This is a genomic window from Xanthomonas citri pv. citri (genome assembly GCF_000961215.1).
GTDB lineage: Bacteria > Pseudomonadota > Gammaproteobacteria > Xanthomonadales > Xanthomonadaceae > Xanthomonas > Xanthomonas cissicola.
In genome coordinates this window covers 2571845-2593941 of sequence record NZ_CP008998.1, presented here as the reverse complement: position 1 = coordinate 2593941, position 22097 = coordinate 2571845, and the positions used below count along the sequence as shown (strand labels likewise).

18 protein-coding genes and 2 pseudogenes are annotated in these 22097 nt (G+C 66.7%); 5 read left to right on the top strand and 15 right to left on the bottom strand.

The features are described 5' to 3' along the window. Positions 1–76 precede the first annotated feature (76 nt). The 4 genes from AMD14_RS11720 to AMD14_RS25315 form a co-directional block, all read right to left on the bottom strand. Complete coding sequence (locus tag AMD14_RS11720; RefSeq protein WP_015472214.1) at positions 77–763, bottom strand: hypothetical protein; 687 nt, start codon at positions 761–763, stop codon at positions 77–79. Positions 764–953: 190 nt separating this feature from the next. Then, positions 954–1346: a hypothetical protein gene (locus AMD14_RS11715; protein ID WP_011051427.1), complete on the bottom strand. Its 393-nt coding sequence runs from the start codon at positions 1344–1346 to the stop codon at positions 954–956. Positions 1347–1365: 19 nt separating this feature from the next. Then, entirely contained in the window at positions 1366–1578 is a 213-nt protein-coding gene (locus AMD14_RS11710) for a hypothetical protein (protein ID WP_015463228.1), read from the bottom strand. A gap of 334 nt (positions 1579–1912) precedes the next feature. After that, positions 1913–2158 (bottom strand): hypothetical protein, encoded by a 246-nt coding sequence (locus AMD14_RS25315; protein ID WP_015463227.1) that lies wholly within the window; start codon positions 2156–2158, stop codon positions 1913–1915. A gap of 433 nt (positions 2159–2591) precedes the next feature. Here AMD14_RS25315 and AMD14_RS11700 point away from each other — a divergent pair, with 433 nt between their 5' ends. Next, positions 2592–3923 (top strand): AAA family ATPase, encoded by a 1332-nt coding sequence (locus AMD14_RS11700; RefSeq protein WP_015463226.1) that lies wholly within the window; start codon positions 2592–2594, stop codon positions 3921–3923. A gap of 50 nt (positions 3924–3973) precedes the next feature. Further along, positions 3974–4771: a hypothetical protein gene (locus AMD14_RS11695; RefSeq protein ID WP_223293119.1), complete on the top strand. Its 798-nt coding sequence runs from the start codon at positions 3974–3976 to the stop codon at positions 4769–4771. 312 nt (positions 4772–5083) lie between these two features. Here the strand turns inward: AMD14_RS11695 and AMD14_RS11690 are convergent, their stop codons facing one another. From AMD14_RS11690 to AMD14_RS11640, 11 genes and pseudogenes are all read right to left on the bottom strand, one after another. Continuing rightward, complete coding sequence (locus AMD14_RS11690; RefSeq protein ID WP_011051422.1) at positions 5084–6547, bottom strand: DNA cytosine methyltransferase; 1464 nt, start codon at positions 6545–6547, stop codon at positions 5084–5086. 524 nt (positions 6548–7071) lie between these two features. Then, a complete protein-coding gene (locus tag AMD14_RS11685; protein ID WP_011051421.1) occupies positions 7072–9108 on the bottom strand; it encodes a DNA topoisomerase III in 2037 nt (678 codons plus the stop codon). Between the two features lie 115 nt (positions 9109–9223). Further along, positions 9224–9610: a single-stranded DNA-binding protein gene (locus AMD14_RS11680; protein WP_011051420.1), complete on the bottom strand. Its 387-nt coding sequence runs from the start codon at positions 9608–9610 to the stop codon at positions 9224–9226. Between the two features lie 141 nt (positions 9611–9751). Then, a pseudogene (locus AMD14_RS11675) lies at positions 9752–10289 on the bottom strand (DUF3158 family protein). Continuing rightward, positions 10286–11121 (bottom strand): annotated as a pseudogene (locus AMD14_RS11670) (PFL_4669 family integrating conjugative element protein). Before AMD14_RS11670 ends, AMD14_RS11675 begins: the two co-directional pseudogenes overlap by 4 nt. A gap of 309 nt (positions 11122–11430) precedes the next feature. Continuing rightward, positions 11431–12654: an STY4528 family pathogenicity island replication protein gene (locus AMD14_RS11665; RefSeq protein ID WP_011051417.1), complete on the bottom strand. Its 1224-nt coding sequence runs from the start codon at positions 12652–12654 to the stop codon at positions 11431–11433. Between the two features lie 4 nt (positions 12655–12658). Further along, on the bottom strand, positions 12659–13219 hold the full coding sequence (locus AMD14_RS11660) for a DUF2857 domain-containing protein (RefSeq protein WP_011051416.1): 561 nt from the start codon (positions 13217–13219) through the stop codon (positions 12659–12661). Next, on the bottom strand, positions 13216–14895 hold the full coding sequence (locus tag AMD14_RS11655; protein WP_015463223.1) for a ParB family protein: 1680 nt from the start codon (positions 14893–14895) through the stop codon (positions 13216–13218). The genes AMD14_RS11660 and AMD14_RS11655 overlap by 4 nt, the downstream gene beginning before the upstream one ends. Next, the gene (locus AMD14_RS11650) at positions 14895–15122 is read right to left on the bottom strand and encodes a hypothetical protein (protein ID WP_015463222.1); all 228 of its coding nucleotides are present in this window, start codon (positions 15120–15122) and stop codon (positions 14895–14897) included. Before AMD14_RS11650 ends, AMD14_RS11655 begins: the two co-directional genes overlap by 1 nt. After that, a complete protein-coding gene (locus AMD14_RS11645; protein ID WP_015463221.1) occupies positions 15106–15990 on the bottom strand; it encodes a ParA family protein in 885 nt (294 codons plus the stop codon). Before AMD14_RS11645 ends, AMD14_RS11650 begins: the two co-directional genes overlap by 17 nt. Further along, positions 15987–16214 (bottom strand): AlpA family transcriptional regulator, encoded by a 228-nt coding sequence (locus tag AMD14_RS11640; RefSeq protein WP_011051413.1) that lies wholly within the window; start codon positions 16212–16214, stop codon positions 15987–15989. The genes AMD14_RS11645 and AMD14_RS11640 overlap by 4 nt, the downstream gene beginning before the upstream one ends. Before the next feature lie 1426 nt (positions 16215–17640). Here AMD14_RS11640 and AMD14_RS11635 point away from each other — a divergent pair. From AMD14_RS11635 to AMD14_RS11625, 3 genes are all read left to right on the top strand, one after another. Beyond that, positions 17641–19923 carry a type I secretion system permease/ATPase gene (locus tag AMD14_RS11635; protein ID WP_011051411.1) on the top strand — a complete coding sequence of 761 codons (2283 nt, stop codon included), beginning with the start codon at positions 17641–17643 and terminating at the stop codon, positions 19921–19923. Then, a complete protein-coding gene (locus AMD14_RS11630) occupies positions 19920–21395 on the top strand; it encodes an HlyD family type I secretion periplasmic adaptor subunit (protein ID WP_011051410.1) in 1476 nt (491 codons plus the stop codon). The genes AMD14_RS11635 and AMD14_RS11630 overlap by 4 nt, the downstream gene beginning before the upstream one ends. 63 nt (positions 21396–21458) lie before the next feature. After that, positions 21459–22088, top strand: coding sequence for a hypothetical protein (locus AMD14_RS11625; RefSeq protein WP_011051409.1), 630 nt, complete (start codon positions 21459–21461; stop codon positions 22086–22088). Positions 22089–22097: the final 9 nt, after the last annotated feature.

Sequence of the window (22097 nt, the reverse complement as noted above, 5' to 3'; positions counted from 1 at the left end):
CGAGCCGCACCGCAGCCTGGTAGGTCATGGCTGCTGGGGAAATGCCGACGGCGAATCGGAGGCGCAATCTTTGGGGTTACTGCTCCCCGTCAGCGCAAAGGCCCTCGATCAGATGCCAGACGACACGACGTTGCAGTTGCCTGCGATGGGCGGCGTTGTGGATGCCGGCAAGCAGTCGACTCGCTTCGCGCGCGATGACGGTGGCGCCCTGGTCGAAGTCGCCGCTCGATAACGCCTCCCGGACCAGGTGGCCCAGTTGCAGGGCATGGCCGGAGGCACTGTGGGCGTCGAATTCGCGGCTCAGGTACTGGCCTTCGCCGCCGAACTCGAACAGACGCGGCTTGTCGCAGCGCCAGCAGCCCTCGAAGCGGATCTCGCGCAGGTGGTGCCCGTCATCGAAGCACGTGGCGAGCAGGAACAGCGCATGGAGATCGGCGGCATCATCGAACTGTTCCCGCCCGATCAGGGACATCAACGCCATGTTGCCTTCAGCGCCGAAGTGCCGGGCAAGCACTTGCAGCACGTCGCCGACCGCTGGGATAGCCTGGGCGGAAGATGTGTAGCCCAAGGGTTTGGCTAGTTCGACCAGTTCCTCGCGGAGGTCGTCCCAGCTTGGAGGGTTGCTGGCAACGAGAGCGATGTAAGCATCGCCATTGCCGGGATAGTCGGCATCCAGTTGGAATCCGCCGAACAGTGCTCGGATGACCGGGGTCACCCGGTCGAGGACGAGGACGCCAGTGGCCTCGTAGTGGTTGTTTGCCATGGGTTGGCTCCTGGTGTTGGACGCGGAGCCAGCCCTTGCGGACATGGCATCCGCAAGGAAGCGACCGACGCTGTCAGGCGTCGGTCAGGAGATGAAAGGTGAGCTCAAAAAAAAGAGGGCCATGGTCCTTGGCAGGACACATGGCGCTCGGGGTGGTAGCAGAAAGCCATGGAGCAGCGGCTGAGCAGGCCTACCATCCGACATAGTTCAGCACGAGGTCTGCAAGGACCTGCCGACGTGGCAGATCGAGGCCGCCGAAATCGGCCAGGCCCTCGAACCTGCACCGCCTCAGCATGGCGGCACCCTCGCGGGCGTTGTAGAAGCTCACCATCGCGGAGAGGAACATGCGCTGGCCGCCGCTCAACACGCCAAGGGCATCGCCGACGGCGAGTAGGTTGGGGCGCAACTCCCACTTGCTGGTGGCTTGCTGTAGCCCTGCCTGCGTACCGTCGCCGAACCATTCGGGGCCGGCAAGTTCCGCGCCACGCTTCCATGCCTGGAAAAACGCTTCGGGCGCCGCGGTGAAATGCCGTTGCTCTTGAACCAGCTGCTCGACGATCTCCGGAGGGAGAGTGGAATTCATGACAGGCTCCTTCTGCGGATCAGGGATTGGACATTTGGGACCATCCACCGCGCTCCAGCGCACGCTTGGCAGTGGCTTCGCTGCGGAAATACTCGTTCGATTCGCGGGACACTGGACCGTCGAAGTCACGTGTGCCGATGTAGTGACCGGCGGCGCTGTGCAGCACCTGCAGCGGCAGCAACTTGCCGGCATAGGCGAGGGCCAACTGGCCGAAGCGCGATGGCTGGGACATGGACAAACTCCTTGAAAACGCGAGGCAGTCCAGCCCGCGTGGGATGGAAGTTCCCGCTGGCGGTGGATGAAATGGCATCGGCGCCAGAAAGGCGCTCGTCCGCGGACCGATGCGAAGCGGACTGGTGGATCGCGCGGGACGTATCCCGCGGCAGCCCAGGGATCCCGGCTGCTGGCATGGCGCTGACGACGTCAGCAACACATGCGCGCAGCATCTCGCCAGCAGTTCTCGGAGTGGTAGGGGAATCCGATGCCGCCGCAGTCCGTATTGCGGGCAAAAAAATGGCCCCGCACCGAAGTGGGGGCCATGGCGGGTTCGCTGTAGCTGGAGGCGATCAGGTGGATGTGACCGACGCCAGTTTCCCTTCTGCATCGAACGTCAGGGTCACGCTGGCGTCGGCCAGCTTGGGTTGCTTCCCATAGCGCAGGGCATGGGGCAGCAGCGTTTCAACCACAGGGGCCGGCGATGAGGAACTGCCAATGGCGATGAAAGTCCTGATGGTTTCTGCGTCTTCGTCTTCGTCTTCGCGGTTTTCGTCGTAGCGATCGTCGACGATGTAGTCGCTGACCAGCCTCGTCACGCTGCACGCTTTCGCGGTAACGAACAGCTTGTACCCCGTGCAGAGGGGGGGACATCGTAAGTCCGTGGTGCCTCCGAAAAGGCGAACGGCGGCATGCAGGACGGATACAGATATACCTCTCATCCTCACTGATAGCACCTGGCGCTTCACAGCCGATTCATGTAAAAACCGGGCTTGGTCAGCGAGGGGCTGAGGCGAACCAGGCTCCACACTCGTCGGGCACTTAGAGCCCGCCTAATAACACAAGGGGGGCTGGCTTTTGTCATCCACACTACGATTCCACGTCTTGGGCCGAGGCGCTGCCTTACCTCGCGCGGTCGCGCCCTATTTTGTACTCCGAACGGACAATTGGGATGACTTCGGCCATCGAGTTCAGTTCCACCTGATCCTCATCGTATCTGGAGCCCCAGAGAAGCGAATCGGGAGCTTGAAAGTGCTTCAGCGCACCAGCGATAAGGGCGAGGCGATGATGGTGGCCACTGACACCGAACTGCCCTCCAAATTCGTCGAGCTCGATGACACCTTCGTGTCTCTCGGTCAGGACGACGACTTCTACAAAAAACTGCACGAAGCGCTCGGTGATCGCGCCGGTGAGGTGCTGGACGCGCTGCGTGATATCGCTTGGCGCCCGGCCTTCGCCTCCGACTTCGAGCCGACGCCTGCGTTCCGAAACGCAATGATGCGGGAAAACGGCGCACAGCGGGCCCGCCGTTTCGGTCGAGCCTGGGCTTTGGGCGAGCAGATCACCGAGAGGCCAGCGTTTGACTATGTCGGCACGATCGAGGGGGCTGATATCAAGGTCGAAGGCGAGTTCGACTTCAGCGCAACTGATCCGGTGCCTGGTCGCATCGTCGGCCTTATCGGGCGCAACGCAGTCGGAAAGACCCGCTACCTAGCCAGCTTGGGATCGGACCTAGCACAGATCTCCCGTAGATCGGCCGAAGCCCTAGAGGCCCGAGAGGCCCGGTTTCCGGGCGGCCGTCCCCTGTTTACGCGCATTATCGCGATCTCCTACTCGGCCTTCGACCGATTCAAGCGCCCGCCGATGGATAGTTCCAGCAGCTACGTGTACTGCGGTATTCGCAACGACAGGGGCGGCCTGTCACGTAGCGCCTTGATCGATAGGTATCGGCTGAATCAGGTTCGCATCCGCGAGCGAGGCGAGCAGCGCAGTTGGATGCGTCATATGAAGACCATCCTGGGAGATCAAGGCGCTCAACTTACCGCCAGCCTCGAAGAAGAGATCCGCAGCGACTCGACCGATGACTCTGCCCTTTCGTCACTTAGCTCGGGACAGTCGATCCTCGCTCACTTCGTCACCGCTCTCCTGGCCTGGATCCAGCCCAACTCTCTGGTGCTGTTCGACGAACCAGAGACGCATCTACATCCCAACGCAGTTGCAAGCTTGTTCCTGGTGCTGTCTCAGGTTTTGCAGGAATTCGACTCCTATGCCGTTATCGCCACGCACTCGCCCGTGGTTATCCAGGAAATTCCTGCCAAGCGAGTTCTCGTGTTTCGGCGCGAAGGAAATGTGACGATAGCTGAGCCGCTACTGCTGGAGAGCTTTGGCGAGAGCGTGACAGAGCTGACACGCCATGTTTTCGAGACAGGCGAGGTAGAGAGCCTTTACAAGCGCACCTTGCGGGAACTAGCTGCGGAGGACACGGTAGAGGACGTATTGGCAAGATTCGAACTGGGTCTTAGCCTGTCGGCGCAAGCCTACCTGCTAGCTCAGTACAGCAAGAAGGCGGGGGGACGCACATGAAGGCCCTAACTCCACTGCCGTTAATACCATCGTCCTACCTTGATCGCTATGTGGCCATCCGCGACAAGAAGCACAAGGAAACTCGTGAGCCGTTGGTCGCTGCCCACGCGCTCCTCACACAGCGCTACCAGGATCATGCAGAGGCGATCGCTCTGGGTACCTTGTCAAGCCTAACAAAGAACCTTCAAGCTATCGAGTTGAGCGTGCCACTGCGGGCCTGTTACGGCGGCGCCACCAAGCCGCTGAAGATGCTCAAGAAGGACATCAAGGGCGCCCAACCACAGCGCCAACTCAAATATTGTCCGATGTGCGGCACAACGTTGCCCAAGACGTACGACCACTACCTTCCCGCGGTAGAGTTCCCAGAGTTCGCCGTACACCCGCTGAACTTAGTGCCATGCTGCGCTCTGTGCAATTCGATCAAGGACGACGACTGGCTAAGTGCCGCCGGTGAACGCCAGTACTTGCACGCCTATGTCGACGCGCTTCCAGACGTGCAGTTCGTGCACGTAACGCTACACGAGCATCCCGCAATGCGGGGCGTCGGGGCGACGTTCTCCCTAAACATTCCAGCCAGCGTGCCCGCAGCCCAGCGACGTCTCATCGAAGTGCACTTCCGGCGCCTCCAACTGATTGCCCGGTATGATGAATTGGGCAATGACGAAATTGCGGAGATCCTCTCGGACTGCAAGACACATCAGGAGGCCGGAGGGTCTCAGGTGCGGATATTCCTCTGCGGCCGCGCTGCCGACCGAACAATCGTGCACGGACGGAACCACTGGACAGCCGTTTTGATGAGTGCGTTGGCTGAGCACACAAAGCTTCAGTCATGGATCGATGCTGCTTAATCTGCATCCCCGGCACCATAAGCTCCACCGACGCATCGACGATGGCGCAGCGACACTTCAGCCAAGCCGTGCCCCAATGGTCCGTGTCCCACGCGAAGTCGTCCGAAAGCGCCATGCGGGCATGCTACCGACCGGCATCTCACGGGCTGAGATGCCGGCCGAATCGGTGGATGCCGCATCGGCGCTGCTCGGGCGCCCCCGGGTCGAGCGGCCTCATGGCCCCGGGTCGGCATGGCTATCGTCGCGCGCTCGCAGGGACACACGCCATCGGAAATCCGTACGCCGCTCGTCGCGGAATCTCCCGCCAGCGCGTCAGGACTTCCCTACCATGCTGCGTCTGAGGCGCTCACCGATCCAGGCGATGCAGGGAACGGCCATCGAGTTGCCGATGGCTCGGTAGCGCGGCCCGTCGGCGGCCGGTTTGCCCCGGTACGGCACCAGCGTGTGGTCGTCGGGCATGCCTTGCAGGCGTTCGCATTCCCGCGGCATCAGGCGGCGCACGCGCCACTGCATTCCCCACGCCGTGTCGGCACCCTCCGGCGCGCAGACGTAATGGTCCTCGTAGGCGGCGGCCTGCAGCACCATGGGACGGCCTTGTCCCGGCGTGCCGCCACCGGTTGACAGGGTGCCGGAGATCTGGCCGTGGCCAGACTCCCAGCGCAATTCGCTGCGCGAATTCTGGGCGAAGGCGATGGCCGGAACGACGCCGGCATTGGCGTGGCTCGCTCGATGTGCGTCGGCACGCAGCGTCGGCGACCGTCCCACGTCCGCATCGGCGCCGCTGCCCTGGGCGGTGAAAGCGATGATCGGAACTCCCTTCCCGGTGCCGTCCTCGCCGGAGCCTTTGCCGCCGTTGGCGGTATCCAGGGTATGGCTGATGGCGCCGGCCACCGACTGCACGAGCATCGTCTCGGTGGAAAGGTCGAAGCGCGGCGGCGCGCCCAGCAGGCAGGCAGCAACGTCGGCGGGCCCCTGGGCGTTGCCGAACCCCACGGAGATGGAGACCTTTCCGTAGGGGGACATCAGTCCGGACGATCGGCCTGCTGCCGGAGCGCCTGCTCCAGTAGCGTGGGCAGCGCCTTGCCACGGCGCGCCGCCCGGCGAAGGATCCCGCGGCAGGCCTTCCCGCTCAAAAAGTATTTCGGCGGGATCGACGCCCCCTCGACCACTTGCCACAAGAAACACGCGTTTGCGGCGCTGGGCCACGCCGAAGTATTGGGCGTCCAGCACGCGCCAGGCGATGCGGCGCCGGGGGCCAGACACACAACCAGCGTGCGTCCATCGCTTCCCTGGCGGTTCGAGCGCATGGTCTTCGCCGGCCAGTGCGCCCAGCAGGCAGCCGAAGGCGTTGCCGCGGTCGCTGAGCACGCCGGGGACGTTTTCCCAGACGAGCGTGGCCGGTGGGCGGTGGGCACGGTTGCGGACTTGGTCGATGGCATTGGCGATCTCCACGTAGGCCAGGGTGAGCGCGCCGCGCGGATCGGCCAGGCCCTGGCGGGCGCCGGCGACGCTGAAGGACTGGCAGGGCGTGCCGCCCACCAGGATGTCAGGGGCCGGGACGCTGCGGTCACGGATGCGCTGCGCCAGCCGGGTCATGTCGCCGAGGTTCGGGACGTGCGGGTAGCGGTGCGCGAGCACGGCGCTCGCGAACGCATCCGTCTCGGAGAACCAGGCGGGCTTGAGCCCGAGCGGCTCCCAGGCGAGGCTCACGGCCTCGATGCCGCTGCACACGCTGCCGTACGCGATATCGTTGCTCGTTGGGGGTGAGGGGTTCATGGGGGCTCCTGTTCGTGGGGATGACGTCAGGAGGAAGGCGCCGAAGACCGCGCGGTCCGAAGACCGCGCGGTCTTCGGCTCGCGAGAAAGAGGCCACCCGTGGGGGGACAACGCACGCGGTCGCGGTAAGAACCCCGTGCTGCCCGCTCATCACCCGGCCCGTGTCGTGGCTGGGGCCGAAACATCCCTGGCACGCATCCGCGCACAAAGGGAGCCTGTGGTTTCGCCGGTAGGCGCCGGCAAGGACTGCCGTCGACCCGGCGGGTCTCCGGGCGGCCCGCTTGGGGCAAGGCGCCGGGAGACCCGTCGGCGACGGAAACACGCGATCAAGTGCGCGCCGTGTCGTGGGCGTTGTCGAGGAGTTCGCCTTCCCTCCGGCGGGGCTTCGCCCGGCCGTGGGGCACGCTTCGCAGAAGGCTGTGCATGCTGGGGGACCTCGCGGGTGGGCGAGGGTGTGCCGCACCCGGGGTGCGTGCGGGAAAGCTTGAAACGCGATACGGGAGTAAGGACGCCAGAGGGAGGGGCTAGCGTTGCGCGCGAGCGCCGCGGCTCCTGGATCGCTTCTGCCCGTCCGGGCCCGCTTGCGCGGGTGCGACCGGGGCCGTTCCCTTGCAGTCCGGGTAGCGGCTGCAGGACCAGAACGGCCCGCTCCTGCCAGTGCGCTGGCGCGTCGCCGCGCCGCACAGCGGGCAAGGCGGGCCCTCGGGACTGCGTATCGCGAGGGTGGTGCCGAGATGCTGCCGCACCAGCTGCGTGACCCAGGCGGCCTGCTTCTCGACGAAGGACTCCAGTCCCATCTGGCGCGCTTCGATCATGTCCAGGGCCTGCTCCCAGATCGCCGTGGTGCCCGGGTCCGCGATGGCCGCGGGAACGGCGTCGATAAGCATCATCGCCGTGTCCGATGCCCGTACGGCGCGGCCCTTGCGGATCAGGAATCCCCGGGAAAGCAGCCCGCTGATGATGTTCGCGCGCGTTGCCTCCGTGCCGATGCCGGTGGTGTCCTTGAGCTTTTGCTTGAGGCGCGGATCGGTCACGAGCCGGGCGACCGTCTTCATCGCCTTGACGAGTTCGCCCTGGGTATAGGGCCGTGGCGGCTTGGTGCTCAGCGACTTCAGATCCAGCGCGCTCACCTGACACGATATGCCTTCCTGCAGTACCGGCAGCATCTGCTCGCGGGGCGCTTCGTCGCTGCCTTCGGTGTCAGCCCCATCGGCCGCGACGTGCGGCAGCGACGGTGCCGAGAATGCGTGCTGCCAGCCCGGAACGGCGATGCGCTTGCCGACCGCCTGCAGCGTCTCGCCGCCGCATCGGAAGCGCACGACGGTTCGGTCGAACTCGTGATGGGGAAGGAACTGCGCGAGATAGTGGGCGCGGATGAGCCGGTACACCGCAAGCTCCTTCGCGGACATCGCAGAAATATCGGCAGGTTCCAGCGTGGGAATGATGGCGTGGTGCGCGGTGATCTTCGCATCGTTCCAGGCCCGGGAACGCTGGCGGAAGTCGAGGCGGTCGATCAGCGGCTGCAGCGCGGGGTCGGTCTTCACCAGACTTTGGATGACCGTGGGAACCTCCGCGAGCATGTTCTCGGGCAGGTAACCCGCATCGGTGCGGGGATACGTCGTCGCCTTGTGCGTCTCGTAGAGGGCTTGCGCGATGTCGAGGGTTTCCTGCACCTCCAGGCCGAGGCGCCGTGAACAGACTTCCTGCAACGTGCTCAGATCGAAGGGAAGGGGCGGGCCTTCGCGCACGCGCTCGGTCTCGGTGTGCACGACCTGCGCGGTGCCGGCGGCGCGGATGGCGTCGGCCGCATGGCGTGCGACGGACTGCCGCAGACAGCGTCCCGCATCGTCCGTTGCGGTGCGGGGCGCAAGCCAATGGGCGGAGAACGGCACATTTGCCGCGGAAAGAGACACATCGATGGACCAGAACGGAACCGGCACGAATGCCGCGATCTCCCGGTCGCGGTCCACGACCAGTTTGAGGGTGGGCGTCTGCACGCGCCCCACGGAGAGCACGCCGTCGTGGCCGGCATGGCGCCCGAGCAGCGTGAACAGGCGGGTCAGATTGATGCCGACCAGCCAGTCGGCGCGGGAACGCGCGAGCGCGCAGTGGTAGAGGGAGAGCGTCTCGCTGGAGGCCCGCAGTGCGCCGAACGCCTTGCGGATCGACGCATCGTTGAGCGCCGACAGCCACAGACGCTGGACCGGGCCGCGGTAGCCGCAGTAGTCGATCATCTCGCGGGCGATCATCTCGCCTTCGCGATCGGCGTCGGTGGCGATGATGAGCTCGGAGGCCTCGCCGAGCAGCCGTTTGACGACCTTGAACTGCGCGGCGCTGCGTGCCTTGACGACCCACTGCCACCGCGGGGGAACGATCGGCAGCGTCCAGCGCTGGAAGTGCTCGCCGTAGGCCTCCGGGGGCGCGGCTTCGATCAGGTGGCCGCTGCCCCAGGTGACTGTGATGCCCGGCCCACCCAGGCAGCCGGCTTCTCGCCGGTGTGCGCCCAGGACCCGGGCGATGTCCTTGCCCTGGGACGGCTTCTCGCACAGAACCACGCGCATGAAGCCACCTCCAGGAAATGCATGACGGTTATCAGATGGCCGTCAGCATCGCGGGGATGCCTCGGAGGCGCCGCCAACAACGCGCATGCGGCAGGCTCCGGTTTGCCGCGGTGGCCTACTCGCCGGTGGTGCCCGGCTTGGGGCTCAGATGCACCGCGTCCAGGCGGTACGGGAGGATACCCACGCTGCGCGCGTCCACCTTGTAGGTCGTGTGCGGCTCGCCATCACCGTCGGTCCAGTCGTCGCGTTCCAGGTGCCCGCGCACCGCCACGCGCATGCCCTTGGCGAACAGCGTGGCCCAACGCTCCGCGTCGCGGTGCCACCAGTCCACGGGCGCCCAGAAGCCGCCGCGGTCGTCGTAGGCGCCGTCCTTGTTCTGCACAGGATTATCGAAATAAACGTTGAGGCGCAGCACCCGCCGCGGCTCTTCGTTGCCATTGGGATACTCGTCGAACTTCGGGGGCGAGCCGATGTTGCCTTCGCCATGAAAGTGGGTGCTCATGCGGAATCTCCTGTTGCGTTGCGGGGGGAGGAAGGCTGCTTCGGGCGAGCGCTTGCAGCCGTGGTGGTTGCCTGGCATCGCCGGCGCGGATGCGATGCGCCCGTGCGCCGCGCATGCGAGGTCGGTCATCTGTGCGCAGCGTCATGGCTGCGATCGGTCGGCGGGAGGCGCGTGCCGGCGCAGGAGGTAGGCATCGGCATCCTCCAGCTTGACGGCGCAGTCCCGGGCCTGCCGCCCCAGCGTGTGCAGCAGGCTCACCTGCATGTTGATCACCACGCGCTGGACCTCGATGGCGTGCAGATCTTCAAGAAAATTGTGCGGCGTGGCGGCACTCTCCATGAGCTCCCGCCACAGCGCCACGCCCATCGCGGAGCGATCGTGCCTGCGCCAACGCAGAAAGCCCGTCCCCGCGCCGGTGTTCTGCAGGGCCAGGTGGATGGGCAGCAGCAGGAAGGGGTACTGGTTCGCCTGCGCCAGGATGCGCTGCTGCGCCAGATCCATGAGGTCGTCCCGCAGCGCATGGCACTCGCTGGCCCAGGCCTCCAGAGGCCCCTTACCTTTAAAGGGCTGTAAAAGGCCTTTATAGAGAGGCGGCCTGTCGCAGGCTGCGGAAGTCCGCCTGTTCCAGCGGCACGAAACGCCCGCCTGCCGTGACGGGCCGTGGTGCTGTTTCCCTCATGGCACGTCGATCCCGCCCGCGTCTTCGTTCCCATCGGGCGAGCGCGCTTCGCCCGCACCGTCCACAGCGTCCACACCATCGATGGCGGCAGGTGCCGGCGTGGTCGCACCACCCGTATCGTCGCTGGCTCCCGCGGTCCGGCCGAGGGCTGATCTGCGCACGATGGGCGGCGCATAGCGCGAGCGGCGGGTTCCTTCGAGCACTTCCTGCGGCAGCTCGCCGAACTTCTCCAGCGCCGCGCGGGCCGCGGCGTTCCTGGCCGCGAAATCGTCGCGCGTGCAACCGGAGTAGCGGTACTGCTGCGCGAGCGAGAACAGGCTGCGCAGGGCGTGGGCGCCTTCGTTGAGCCAGCGCTCCAGCGTGGAGCGGTCGATGAGTGCGGTGTGGTGCGCCAGGATCAGCTTGCGGGCCAGCTCGTCGTAGTCCGCGAGCAGGTAGACCGCCATGAAGCCCAACTGCGCATTGACGAAGAGCGGCAGGCGAATGGGCTGCACGTTGAGGTTGTCGCCCAGCGACAGCGCGGCGGGCACCTCGGTGAGGGCCCGGTCCACCTGCTCGCGCAGCTGCCGCAGCGCGGTGTCCGTCTGCGACAGCTTTTCCTCGATGCGCAGCATCCACCAATCCGAGTAGGGATCGTCCTGCTCGGCACGCGCTTCATCTTGTTCATCACGGCGATATAGCCGTTCAGGCCGACGATGCCGGGCCGGCCGTCGGCGGGCGCGCGGCCGTGCCAGATGCGGGAGGCGTGGTGGGTGTGCAGGGTCAGCGACATCGCGCTGCGCAGCGATCCGAGATTGAGCTGCAGGGCGGGCGGTTTGGGATCTTCGGCCATGGGCGACTCGCAAGGGGCTGTACGAGACGCGAGCGTCGCCGCCCGAAGGGAAGGCTGTCCGTCAACAACCCGCAGCAGGAAGCCGCCTGATTGACCCGCTGGCGGCTATACCCTGGGTATAGACCTTCGTTGGCCGGCCGGATCGCGGGTCTATCCATCGGGGCGCGCCGCGACGGACACCTGCGCAGTCGATCGCATGGCGCAGAAGCGAGCAGCGACCGGCCAGCTATACCCTGGGTATAAAGATCCGCGCAGCGCTGTGGTCGACTGGCGCTGGCGCCCCTGGAGCACCCGACGAACACCCAGTGCTCAGGCACCTCGCAAGATGGCGCGCAGCCGCTCCAGATGCGCTCGCGCCACTTCCTTGCTCGCGGGCTTGGGCGGCGGTGCCGGTGCAGGGGATGGCGGTGGATGGGGTGGCGGCGCCGGCGCCTGGCCTGCCGTGGCCTTGAATTCGCCGCGGATGGCCTTCTGGATGATCCCGAAAAGGTAGCCCGCTGGATTGCGCACGCCTCGGTCGCGACACCGCGCGGCCCACTCGTCCAGCACGGCTTGCCGCTGTTCCTGAGCGACCTGCTGCAGAGCGACCAAGGCCCCTGCCTGCTGCTCATCCTTCAAGCCGATGAACTGTGCCGGCAGGCGCAAGCCGCCGTGCGCGCTCGCGCGCGGTACCGTACGTTCTTCTACTACGGAACTACGTACGGTACGGCCCTGCATCGGATTCCGAAGACTGTGGTTTGGCGCGGGTTTCCGGCCCGATTCGGAATCCGAAGACAGCGGCGAAGGAATCCGAAGCCGGTCGTCGGGGCCGCCTTCGGAATCGCCGATGTGCGCATCCTGTGCATAACTTTCTTCCTCCTGCGAAGGCTGCGGCACTCCGCGGGCCAGTTGCTCCGAGAGCACCTGCAGCCGCGTGGGCAACACCCCGCCGCGCAGCAAGGGATCTTCGGCAATCTCCCGCAAGGTGTGCTGGCCGACGTGTTGCACGGCCTTGCTCGCATGCGTCAGCGCCTGGCTGACCAATCCCAGATAGTCGGGGTCGAGTTGCATCGCCTCGAACGGGGTGAGCGGCGCGTCGTGCAGGACGTAGAGATTGCCGAGGATGCGGCCGCTTCGCGGATCGCGGCGCCTGCGCACGAGGCTCAGCCAGCGCGTGAGCCGCAGCAGCGTCAGGGCGCGCGCGATCGTCTCGGTGGAAGCCACGGGGCCGCAGGGCATGCCCGCCAACAAGGGGCGCAGTTGCTCGTAGGTCGGCAGCGAGGTGAGACCGTCGGCATGCAGCTGCATCCGGATGACCTGCCAGGCGTTGCGCTCCAGAGGGGTCAGCCGGCGGTCCAGGAACAGCGCCCGCGGAACGCTCTCGTGCCGATTGCCGCTGTAGAGGAAGCCGTCGTGGGACGCGGGTTTGCCGGGCGCGGGAGCCGTGGGCCGCGGCGCGGACTGCGCGGGGGGCGGTGCCTGTTCCCACGCGGCATCGAGCACCTCCGCCAGCGACCGTGGACCGTGCGGCCGCTGCGCCCCGGAGGTTGCCATGGGACTACACCAGTCCCTGCGCGATCCAGCCTTGAATAGCGGCCCAGACGACCGACAGGGGGAGGGACATCTCCTCGGACAAGTCCATCGCCAGATCCAGCATCGCCATATCGTCCTGCAGATCGATGCCGCGCTCGCGCGCGGCGGGCTTCCACCGGGCCCAGAGCTCGGCGTCCTGGGCTTCGCTCAGCACGGGGTGGCGGCCCTTGCGTTTGGGCAGCGCCAGGATCTCGCGGCGCAGCGCCACCTCCTGGTGCGACAGGCCGTAGAACGTGCTGACCATCTCGGTGCTCGCTCCCAGGCGCAGCATGCGGTCGACAGTGGAGATTTCTCGCTCCACATCCTGCGTCTGCCCCAGCAGCCGGCGCACGACCTCGCCATTCACGGTCACGGAGCACCACGACACGGAGGCGTTGAGCAGCACGCTGACCAGGTCCGGTCGCTTGAGCGCCGCGAGCTCCGCATCGCCGAAGCCCATGGAACGCGCGCGGCGCAGCTGCCCGTTGCGCAGATCGTGCAGCGCCTGGGCGATCACGGCCTGGTTGAGCGGGTGCGGCGTGGTCATGGCATTGCGCCGGTGCCGTTACCGGTGCCGGCCTGCAGTTCGAAGAGACGCCGTGCCAGGCGCAGCAGGCGAAACAGCTTCACCAGGCCGCTGTCGCTGAGCCGCGGGATGCTGCCCTGGTTGCGCAGCAAGGGTTCGAGCGCTTCGGCGAGTGGTCCCGCATCCGCCGTGTCTCCCAGGGCGTTGAGCAGCGCGAGCAGGGCGGGGGAGCGCGGCTCTTCGCCGCCCGTTGCTGAAGGCGCGTCGCAGGCGTAGCCCACGCCGCCATGGTCCGTGGCGGCGATGCGGCCGGCTTCGCCCACCTCGCTCGCGATCTCGCGCGCGAATTGCACGATGTGGGCGCGCAGCCGGTCGGGCGTGTCCAGTCCCGGTTCGATGTGCCAAACATCGGAGATGGGGTAGAGGCCGCCCGCCTGGACGGGTATCGCCCGCACCACGTTGTCGGCGAAGGAGGGCAGGGGCTCGCCGTGGTGGTCCGCCACCAGCTTCTGGATGGACTGCAGGCGCTCCGTGGTCGCGGCCGGCGAGGCGGTGTGTTCTTTGACCGGGTCGGATGCGGGCGGCAGCGAGGCTTGCGAAGCGGTCGCTTCGCTGCTGCCGGTACGCATGGCCACGGGCTGCGCGTCGCCCGGAAAAGTAGCCGGGCTAGCGGATGGAATAGCGGCGGGCGTGCCCGCGGCCGCAGGCGGGACTGTTGGCCGGACGGCCGCCGCGTCGCTTGCCGGCATCGAAGGATGGGGCACAGGTGCCGGATGCTGCGTCGGCGTGCTGTGCAGCACGCGTTGCCGGCCTTCCAGGCCCGCGATGTCCAGCGCGAGCACGTCGTAGTCGGCGCCCAGCGCTTGCGCCATCTGGCCGACCAGCTCATCGCGCACCCGCTCGAAGGAGAATTCCGCGGGCGCCGTGTCGAATCCCGCGAGCACGTCCTGGAAGATGTCCGCGAACGCCGTCGCCTCCGCGGACGCGCGCTGCGACCAGACCTGCTCGGCCCCCCGGCGCAGCATCGACAAACGCTCCACCTGATGGCGGCCCATGCCCGCATAGAGCACCGAGGGAATCGCGGGCAGCAGGTACTGCACCGCGTCGCGCATCCGGCTGATGTGCGGCTGCGGCACCGGATAGCCATCCGCCGCCAACCGCCGCGCGAGCTCGACCTGAGTCATCGGCTTGCCGCCGCTTTCCTGCTCGTACAGCTCCCGTGCCTTCTCGACGCCGAGCGCCCGCTCGATGAACGTGAGGGTTCCATGCAACTCGTTTTCTGCGAGATGGCCGGTGAGGGCGACGATTTCGCCGCGCATGCCGCCTTGCGTGGGCCAGGGGCGGAACAGGCAGGGAATGCGGAAGAAACGCTCGTCCTTCGTCTCGGCCCAGAGCTCGCGCAGGATCGCGAGCCGTGTGTTGCCGCTGTTGCGGATGATGTAGTGCGACTCGCCCGGGCGCCGCGTGATCGCCGGGGCGGTATCGAGTCCGCGCTCGCGGATGGATGCCTTGATTTCCGCGTAGAGCGGATTGACGGTGACGCGGGGATTGAGTTCGTAGGGACGCAGCTGCTCCAGCGTCACCACCATCGGCGTGTCGGCGATCGGATCGCTCAAGGCCCCGGCGTCGGGGCCGCTGCGCTGGAAGGTGTCCGCCAGCAGCTGGCGGGCGATGTCCGGATCGCTGCCCCTGGGCATCAAATGCTCCCGTCGTGTCCGTGCCGCTTGTCCACCCGCGGCCCCGGCAGCGATGCCGCGTCCGCGGTCAGGGCGCCGGATGGATCGGGCGTGCCGAGGTGGATGGCGGGCAATCCTGGCTTGCGCAGGCTGCGCAGTTGCCCGTTCGCGACGACGATCCGCCAGCCTTCGCGGCGCGCGAAGGCGATCAGGCGCCGCAACGCGGGCGTTTCAATGCGGGTCGGCATGCGTGGCCCTCCCGGTCACGAGGTCGAGGCGGTCGCGCCACTGCGGAAACAATTCGATCGCGAGCGCGCGCTGGCTCTCCAGCGCTGCCGGAGCGAGCCGGCCACGCGGCTGCCGGTACTCGACGCGATGCACCGGCAGGCGGCGCAGCGCCGCGGCGGGATAGGCCTCGATCGCCGGGATCGTGGTGTCGAGAACCCGCACGTCCGCGGCCGGCTGGAACATGCTGCGCAGCGCCTGCTGGACTTGCCGGGCATTGACCGACACCGTGTGGACCCGATTGATGAGCAGGCGCAAGGGCGGGGGCTCGATGCCCAGGCGCCGGTACGGGGCGATCTCCTCCATCAAACTCAGCGTGCCGCGCCGCAATTCCCGCGCGGCCAGGATCTCCGGCGTGACCGGCGAGAGAGAGACATCGGAGGCGAGGACCGCCATCTCCAGCAGCACACTGCGCGCGCCCTGGGTGTCGATCAGCAGCAGGTCGTAGTGCGCACGGAACATGCCGAGCAGATTGCGCAGCCGGAGGCGGCCATCGGCCGCGTGCAGCAGCAGCGTGTTCAACTGGCCATGGGCATCGTTGGACAGCAGCAGATCCAACCCGCCGATGGCTGTCGTGGAGATGAGCTGGCCGCGATCCTGTTCGTTGAAGGCGAGCATTTCGTAGATGCCGCCCGGCGCGCGGCGCTCCAGCGGAAAATAGCTCGACAGCGTCGGCTGGATGTCCAGGTCCAGCAGCAGCACGCGCATGCCGGCGTCGGCGAGGAAACCGCCCAGGTTGGCCGCCGTCGTGGTCTTGCCGACCCCGCCCTTGGTCGAGATGATGGACACCACGATGGGAGGCTCGGTGCGGCGCGCTGACGTATCGCTCATGCCCGCTCCCGATCCGCCAGCCACTGGTCAATCTCGTCCTCGTACCAGCCGACCGCGCGCACGCCCAGGCGCACGCGCTGCGGAAATTTCTTCTCCTTCATCAGGCTGTAGATGTGCGCGCGCTTGAAGCCCGTGCGTTCCTCGACCAAAGCGCGCCGCAGGACGCGGCGGTTGGCTGGCGCCTCTTTTTGCCGGGCGGTGGGCGGGGTGGCCGGTGACGACATGGTGGTCATTCCTGACGCTCGCTGGCGCTGTATGGACAGCGACAGTGAACCCGCCCCGGCGCGGGGCGGACACCGGCAATCCGGTTCGCGCGGCAACGCAAAGATGCTTTGCATACAAGACCGCGAGAAGCGCGGGTAGCGTGGGCGCGTGGGCAGCAGCGCATGAGCCCGCGAGAGTCCGCGCCTGTCCGGGCCGGCATAGGGGCGATAGGCGCGGTCGCAGCGGCGGCGCTATTCTGCGCGAGGGACCGGGGGGCTACATCGAGGGCGAGGTCTTGGGTGGTGCACGGTATTTCTTGCAATGCGCGTGTTTCCGGGAGCATCCGCAACTCCTATGCGAACTCCAGACTTCCCCCCCTGCGCCTCTCTGCCGCCCGATATTCGAAACCCGAAAACAGGCATCTGCGAGACGTACTCCGTCCGGTAAAGCATGGCGATCGACGCCAAGCTTCTTTTATCTAATCAATAAGTATTATTTATAATAATTTTGATGATTCTGTTTGCGTGGATATCGACACTCCTAGCACATCGGCGTCGTTTATTCCGCTAGATAGAATTGTAAAATTTGGATGCACCGAACACCCCACGGTGGTGGGAGCGTTGTAACGGCTTGCTGTCGAGTTGCTTCGCATCGGTGGCGAGCGATCGGTGGGCTTGCAGCGCATGTGTTTCCGTCCGTCACGGGCTCTTCCCATGAAGACGGACGGGTGCGGCAATTCCCCCGCTGATTTCCTGCAGCGATCCCTTTTTGGAACCGGTTTTTCCCCGGGATTGGGCACCCTGTCATGGAGCACAGGTCCATCCTCGGCGCGGATGAAATGGCGTGAATGAACCCACCGTTTCGTTTCGCGCGGGAGATTTGTACAGAATCGATGACCCACACGCGTTCGAATATCTGCGGTGAAAGGCAGTGCTCTGTAAGACGCCTTTAAAACGAGTTTGGCGGTCGTGGCGTGTTCGGTATACCGATGTGGCAACCGGTCTTTCCCGCATGACGACCCGAAGCAGCGTCTTCGAAGTGCTCTCGGTCATACCGGGAATCCCGTACGCGACCCATCCACGCTGGGCGAGGTGGCACCCGGGTCGGACGGGCCGAAAGGCTTTCCGGGTTCAGTTCCATGCAGCCTTGCACGGCATGGGGTAATCCGGTCGCTCGCTCGTCTTTCATGGATGGAGCCGAAATGGCGCCGCTGGAGGGCTCACTCCGTGGCTCCGCCTTTCCTTTACGGAAGGCGTCACGGAGTCGGCCTTCGATTTTTTGCGTGCTCCATGCCCGCTGCGGGCTGGTTACAAAAAAACACAATATTTCTGTCCGGTAACTGCAACTGGCACGTTGGCCCGTGTATGGGGCCTCGTACCATCGCGCCCCTAACACAGGAGCGAACCGCCAATGGCGTGCGGAGCAGGAAAAATAGGGGAAATCCGCATGTCGGAAGGGAAAATCGTTCCTCAGGCCCAGGGCGGGCCGGGGCTGCAGGCACTGCAATCGCTTTGCCTGATCGCCAGGCTGCACCAGGTGGCGGCGGACCCGGCGGCGCTGGCGCACCAGCTGGGCCTGTCGCCGAGCGAGCCGGTGGACGTGCCGGATCTGTTGCGGGCCGCGAAGAGCCTGGGACTGAAGGCGCGCAAAGTGTCGTGCGGCGTGGAGCGGCTGGCACTGACACCCTTGCCCGCGCTGGCCTTGCTGCGAGAGTCCATGCGAGAGCCCGACCGCGAGCCAGGGGTTGCGGGCGAGGGCAACGACGCCCCTCGCCATGGCGTTCGCACCGCCGTGCTCGCGCAATGCGATGGCCAGCGTGTGCTGCTGCAGGAGCCCGGGGAGAGCGCGTCGGCCGGACGTCCGGTGATCGAGCCCGTCGAAGAGTTCGCCAAGCGCTGGACGGGTGATCTCATTCTCGTGAGCAGCCGCGCGAGCCTGGCGGGCGAACTGGCCCGTTTCGACTTCTCGTGGTTCATCCCGAGCCTCATCAAGCATCGGCGACTGCTGGGGGAGGTCCTGCTCATCTCCTTCATGCTGCAGCTCTTCGCCCTGGTGAGCCCGCTCTTCTTCCAGGTCGTGATGGACAAGGTGCTGGTGCACCGAGGACTCACCACGCTGGACGTGCTGGTCGGCGGGCTCGTGGTGGTGGTCGTCTTCGAGAGCCTGCTGAACGGCCTGCGCGGCTACGTGTTCAGCCACACCACCAGCCGCATCGATGTGGAACTCGGCGCGAAGCTGTTTCGGCATCTCGTGCAGCTGCCGCTTGCCTACTTCCAGTCGCGCCGCGTGGGCGACTCGGTGGCGCGCATGCGCGAGCTGGAGAACATCCGGGGTTTTCTCACCGGTAACGCGCTCACCGTGGTGCTGGATGTCCTGTTCTCGGTGGTCTTCATTGCGGTGATGGTGATGTACAGCGTTCCGCTCACGCTCATCGTGCTCGCGAGCCTTCCGCTGTATTTCGGGCTGAGCCTGGCCGTGGTGCCGGTGCTGCGGCGGCGCCTGGACCAGAAGTTCGCGCTCGGCGCCGAGAACCAGGCCATGCTCGTGGAGACCGTCACCGGCATCCAGACCGTCAAGGCGAGCGCCCTGGAGCCCTCGTTCGCGCGGCGCTGGGACAACCAGCTCGCGGCCTACGTCAGCGCCAGCTTCAAAACCCAGAACCTGGCCGCTTGGGCGCACGAGGGCGTGAACCTGATCGGCAAACTGGTGAACGCGGCCACCCTGTGGTGGGGCGCGCACCTGGTCATGGACGGCCAGCTCAGCGTGGGCCAGTTCGTCGCCTTCAACATGTTCGCGCAGCGCGTGGCGCAGCCCATCATGCGCATGGCGCAGCTATGGACGGACTTCCAGCAGACGGGCATCTCCATGGCCCGGCTGGGCGACATCCTCAATACCCGCACCGAGGTGCCCGCCACCAGCGCCGCGCAGTTGCCAGCCCTGCGCGGGCGCGTCACGCTCGATGGCGTGCACTTCCGCTACCGGCCCGAGGCCGTGCCGGTGCTCTGCGGCGTGCAACTGGACATCCGCCCCGGCGAGGTCATCGGCATCGTGGGCCGCTCGGGCTCGGGCAAGAGCACCCTGACCAAGCTCGTGCAGCGCCTCTACGTGCCCGAGCAGGGCCGCATCCTGGTGGACGGCATCGACATCAGCCTGATCGATGCCGCGCAGCTGCGGCGGCAGGTGGGCGTCGTGCTGCAGGAGAACCTCCTCTTCAACCGCAGTGTGCGCGAGAACATCGCCATCGCCGATCCTGCAGCACCCATCGAGGCCGTGGTGCATGCGGCGCGGCTGGCGGGCGCGCACGATTTCGTGAGCGAGCTGCCCGAGGGCTACGACACACTCGTGGGCGAGCAGGGCGGCAGCCTCTCGGGCGGCCAGCGCCAGCGCATCGCCATCGCGCGGGCGCTGTTCACCAACCCGCGCATCCTCATCCTCGACGAGGCCACCAGCGCGCTCGACTACGAGAGCGAGGCCATCATCCAGCGCAACATGGCGCACATCTGCGAGGGCCGCACCGTGCTCATCATCGCCCACCGCCTCTCGGCCGTGCGCCAGGCCCACCGCATCATCGTGATGGACAAGGGGCGCATCGTGGAGGCCGGCCCGCACGACGCGCTCATCCAGCGCCCGCAGGGGCTCTACGCCCACCTGTGGCGCATGCAGGACGGGGGCGGCGGCACGGTTCCAATGACTCGCACTGGTCCGCGCACCGAGGAGGTGGTGGCATGAACGCTTCCACGCCCAGAGGGCCCGCCGCGGCCGAATCGCGGCACCCCGCGCACCTGCTCCTGCAGCGCTACGCGGACATCTTCCGCGCGGCCTGGGCGCAACGCGCGGCGCTGGCCGGTCCGCCGTGGCTCGCCGACGAACGCGCCTTCTTGCCGGCCGCGCTAAGCCTGCAGGAAACCCCCGTCCATCCCGCGCCGCGGCGCCTCGCCTGGCTGGTCATGGCGCTCTTCGCGATCGCGCTGGTATGGTCCATCTTCGGCAGGATCGACATCGTCGCAGTGGCGCCGGGCCGCATCATCGTCAGCGACCGCACCAAGCTCGTCCAGCCTTTGGAAAACAGCGTCGTGCGGCGCGTGCTCGTGCGAGAAGGCGATCACGTCGAGGCGGGCCAGCCGCTGCTCGAACTCGATCCCACCGCCGCGCACGCCGATCGCACCAGCTTCGGCGAGGCGCATCGTGCGGCCGAATCGGAGTCGCTTCGCGTGCGGGCGCTGCAGGCGACACTGGCAGGTGAGGCGGGCCCCGGCACGAAACTGCCCCGCTGGTCCCCGCAAGACATCCCCGCCGCGTGGAGTGCCCGCGAACGTACGGACGCGCAAGCGCAGTTGCTGGCCGAATGGAGCGACATCACCGCGCGCACGGCCCGCCTGGACGCCGAGCGCCAACGCCGGGAGGCCGAGATCGCCACGGTGCGCGCCATGGTCGCCAAGCTCGAAACGACGCTGCCCGTGGTGCGCCAGCGCGAAGCGGACTTCCAGACCCTCGCCGCGCAAGGCTTCATGTCCGGCCACGCCACCCAGGACCGCATGCGCGAGCGCGTGGAAATGGAACGCGACCTGGCCACCCAGCAGGCCCGCCTGCAGGAAGCCCTCGCCACGCTGGCCGAGGCGCGGCAGGCGCGCATGTCCTATCTCGCTGAAACCCGCCGCGCCTTGAGCGAGCGGCAAGCGCAGGCGGACCTCAAACGCGAGCAGAACGCGCAAGAACTCTCCAAGGCGGAGCGGCGCGAGCGCTTGGCGACCCTCGCCGCGCCCGTGAGCGGCACCGTGCAGCAGTTGGCCGCACACACCGAGGGCGGTGTCGTGACGGAGGCGCAGGTGCTCATGGTCATCGTGCCCGACGGCGCCCAGGTGAGCGCCGAGGTCACGCTGGAGAACAAGGACATCGGCTTCGTCGAGCCGGGGCAGGACGTCACGATCAAGCTGGAGACCTTCCCGTTCACCCGGTATGGGACGGTGCCCGCCCAGGTGGAGACCGTCACGCGCGATGCGGTCAACGACGAGAAGCGCGGGGCGATTTTCCCGGCGTTGTTGCGGCTGGGTACGGGCCACATCGCCGTGGACGGCAAGGACATCCGCCTTGCCCCCGGCATGAACCTGACAGCCGAGATCAAGACCGGCCAGCGCCGGGTGATCGACTACCTGTTGAGTCCCATCCAGAAGGCGGGCAGCGAGAGCCTGCGCGAGCGCTGAGGCAATGGTCCGGCAGGACACACGAGCACACGAGTTTTAAACACCAAGGAATGGAAGAAGAGCATGAAGGACAGCAACGCACAAACCACCCTCGCTTCCGCGCTGCGCGCGGCCGGAATCGGCGAGGTTTCCGGGAAGGACGACGAGACAGCGGTACCCGGGACCAACGACCCGAATGGGTTGCACGGTTCGCTGCGGAGCGCATTCGCCGCGGCGATGGAGGCACTGCCGCAGGCGTCCAGCCTTCCCGCGCCGGATGAGGCGGAAATCGGCTACGCCAAGCCGATGGCCATGGCCGACATCACAGACGGATGGGGCAATACGCGGCCCGAGTTGTTTCAGCAAGACGGAGATGACGGGCAACCCGTCGTGGTCGAGGCCAAACCCTGGAGGGTGGAGGAGGGCAGCGATGCCGTTCCTGCGGCTGCCCAGGCGCTGAGCGGGCGTGTGGATCTCGCGGCGGTGTTGACGGCGACGGCGGCCGGTATCGGCGGCAATGGAGGCCTGTCTCTCACGACCTCCGCGCAGGACACGGCCCGCATCGGTGGGGGCACGGCTGCACTAGAAATCAGTGCGCAGCAGCTGGTCCAGGCGATGGCGGGATTCGCGCCGCAGGGCGCGGGGGAGTCGCTGATTGCCTCCGACGCCTTCCGGGATGCGCTCGGCGCGGTGGTGGCGAATCCACTGGGGTGAGCGACCAAG